The 3,234-nt window shown below is 50.3% G+C and carries 3 protein-coding genes; all 3 read left to right on the forward strand.

Going from position 1 to position 3,234, the window contains the following annotated elements:
- Positions 1 to 453 (forward strand): aminotransferase class III-fold pyridoxal phosphate-dependent enzyme (locus VIM87_RS06615; RefSeq protein ID WP_331996214.1); only part of this gene is annotated, 453 nt, incomplete at its 5' end.
- Between the two features lie 30 nt (positions 454 to 483).
- Positions 484 to 1,971: an NCS1 family nucleobase:cation symporter-1 gene (locus tag VIM87_RS06620; protein ID WP_331996215.1), complete on the forward strand. Its 1,488-nt coding sequence runs from the start codon at positions 484 to 486 to the stop codon at positions 1,969 to 1,971.
- Positions 1,955 to 3,234: dihydropyrimidinase (gene hydA, locus VIM87_RS06625; protein WP_331996216.1), on the forward strand; the 1,280-nt coding region annotated here is incomplete at its 3' end. The genes VIM87_RS06620 and hydA, both read left to right, overlap by 17 nt.

A 3,234-nucleotide genomic window follows, 5' to 3' on the forward strand; every position in this document is an offset into this window, starting at 1 on the left:
TTTGATGATAAGGTATTATGGTTAGGGCTTACCTACTCGGCCCACCCGGTTTGCTGCGCTGCCGCAGTAGAGGTGCTGCAGATCTATGAAGATGAGCAGCTGATTGAAAATGCCGCTGTAATGGGCGCGTACATTGAGCAGCAGGTAGCGTTGCTGCAGCAACAGCACCCCAGTATTGGCGATTTCAGGAACACCGGTTTGCTGGGTTGTATTGAGCTGGTGAAGAACCGCGCTACCAAAGCACCCATGGCCCGCTTTAATGCACCGGCCAGTGAAATGGCGGTGATGAATAAAGTAGCCGCCAGGCTGAAACAGCTGGGCATGTATGCCTTTGTACGCTGGAACTATGTATTTATAGCGCCACCACTATGCATCACCAAAGCGCAGGTAGATGAAGGGCTGGCCATCATCAGCGAGGCTATCCGCATTGCGGATGAAGCATATGAAGGATGAGGAAAAAATCTAATCATCATAATTTAAGCTATGAGCGAAACCTCCTCTCTTTACAGTGAAGATCTGGCGCCTGTACCACCGGCCAACCGCAGCTGGAACACCTGGAACTATGCCGCGCTGTGGATCAGCATGAGCCTGTGCATTCCTACGTATATGCTTGCCAGTTCGCTCATTGAAGGAGGTATGAACTGGTGGCAGTCCATCTTCACCATTTTCCTGGGTAACAGCATTGTATTGGTGCCCATGATCCTGAACGGACATGCCGGCGCTAAATATGGCATTCCCTTCCCGGTATTTGCCAGGGCCAGCTTTGGCGTAAGGGGCGCTAATATTCCCGCAATGCTGCGTGCTATAGTTGCCTGTGGCTGGTTTGGCATTCAAACCTGGATCGGTGGTTTTGCACTTTTCCAGATGCTGCGCTTATGGATGCCCTGGCTGGAGACCTTGCCTACAGTGTTCCCGGAATCCTTTGGCTTAAAAACAGGGCCGGCTATTACCTTCCTGCTGTTCTGGTGCTTAAATATGTACGTGGTATACCTGGGTGTGGAAAGCATCCGGAAATTATTGGTGTTTAAGGCCATCTTTTTACCTGTAGCTGCATTAGCGTTATTGTGGTGGGCCATTGGCGCCGGCCATGGCTTAGGGCCTATTTTACAGCAACCGTCCAGGTTTACTTCTGCCAATGCATTTTTAAATTTCTTTTTACCGGCGCTTACCGGTATGGTGGGTTTCTGGGCAACGCTTTCCCTTAACATCCCCGATTTTACACGCTATGCTGTTAGCCAGCAGGCGCAGGTAAGAGGGCAGATCATTGGCCTGCCGCCCTCTATGACCCTGTTCTCTTTTATTGGCGTAGTAGTCACTTCTGCTACCACCATTGTCTATGGCACCACCATCTGGGATCCGCTGGTGCTGGCTGGTAAATTTGATAGCAAGCTGCTGGTAAGCCTTGCCATGATAGCAGTGGCCATTTCTACCTTAGCCACCAACATTGCAGCCAATATTGTAAGCCCGGCAAATGATTTTGCCAACCTGTGGCCGGCGCGGATCAACTTCCGCAAAGGCGGTTACATTACCGGCGTGCTGGGCATCCTTATTTTTCCCTGGAAGCTGATCGCAGACCCCAGCGGTTACATCTTCACCTGGCTCATAGCCTATTCCAGCCTGCTGGGGCCCGTAGGCGGTATTATGATCACAGATTATTATTTCATCCGCAAGCAATACCTCGTAGTGCCGGAGCTGTATAATGCTTACGGCAGCTACAGCTTTAGCAAAGGATTTAATATACCCGCAGTAGCAGCATTGCTCATTGGCATTTTACCGAATGTACCGGGCTTCCTGGTCACTATTAAAGCTATTGCGCCGGATGTTGTACCGGTGTGGCTGGCGCAGCTCTATAATTATGCCTGGTTTGTAGGCTTCCTGGTAAGCGGCATTGCATATATGCTGCTGATGCAAACCTACCGGCACGGTATTCAAACTATTAAAGAAACATCTTCTTATGTCGCTCTTGATTAAAAACGGAAGGATCATCACTGCTGCAGATGATTATGTGGCAGACATTTTTATTGAAGGGGAAAAGATAGCGGTGATCGGCAATAACCTGTCTATACCAGCCGGCGAGACCATTGATGCGGAAGGTATGCTGGTAATGCCCGGCGGCATTGATCCGCACGTGCATTTAGAGATGCCGTTTATGGGCACCTTTTCCAGCGACAGCTATGAAACCGGTACCCGTGCTGCATTACATGGCGGTACTACCATGGTCATAGATTTTATTCTGCAAAAGCAGGGCAGCTCTTTAAAAGCGGCGCTGGATGAATGGCGCTCCCGCTCCAACGGCAACTGCCTGAGCGATTACAGCTTTCATATGGCAGTAACTGATTTTAATGATGCAACCAAACAGGAGATCAAAACTTTTATAGAGCACGAAGGCATTACCTCTTTCAAAACCTTTATGGCTTATAAAGGCGCGCTGATGATAGACGATAGGCAAATGACAGCGCTGATGCAGGAAGTAAAAAAACACGGCGGCATGGTAACCGTGCACGCTACCAATGGCGATATGATCGATTACCTGGTAGCCAAACACAGGGCCGAAGGAAATCTGTCGCCGCTGTACCACTACCTCTCCCAGCCGGAAGTAACGGAAGCAGAAGCCAGCGGCCGCTTTACAGACATTTCCAACTACACCGGCTGCCCGGGATATATTGTACACCTTACCTGCGAAGGTGCGCTGAATGCGGTACGCCAGGCTACCCGCCGCAACCAGCACGTGTTTGTAGAAACCTGCATTCAATACCTGCTGCTGGATGCCAGTTTATATGAACAGGATTTTGACGGCGCCAAATGGGTTATGAGCCCGCCCCTGCGCGAAAAGAAAGATCAGGCCACGCTGTGGGCCGGCATTAACCAGGGTTTGGTAAATGTAGTGGCCACGGACCATTGCCCGTTTAAATGGGAGCAAAAGCTCATGGGCAAAGATGATTTTTCAAAGATCCCCAACGGCCATCCTGCCATAGAGCACCGCATGGAGCTGCTGTACAGCGAAGGAGTGCACAAAGGAAAGATCACGCTTAATAAATATGTGGAGGTAGCCTGCACCAATCCTGCAAAAATATTCGGCATGTTCCCTCGCAAAGGCACCATTGCCGTAAACAGCGATGCGGATATTGTGATCCTGGACCCGCAGGCTAAACATACCATTACGGCCGGCGCGCATCATATGAACGTAGACTCTTCGGCCTACGAAGGCTTGGAGCTGACCGGTACAATAAAAAC

The organism is Chitinophaga sp., assembly GCF_036569125.1.
Classification (GTDB): Bacteria; Bacteroidota; Bacteroidia; order Chitinophagales; family Chitinophagaceae; genus Chitinophaga.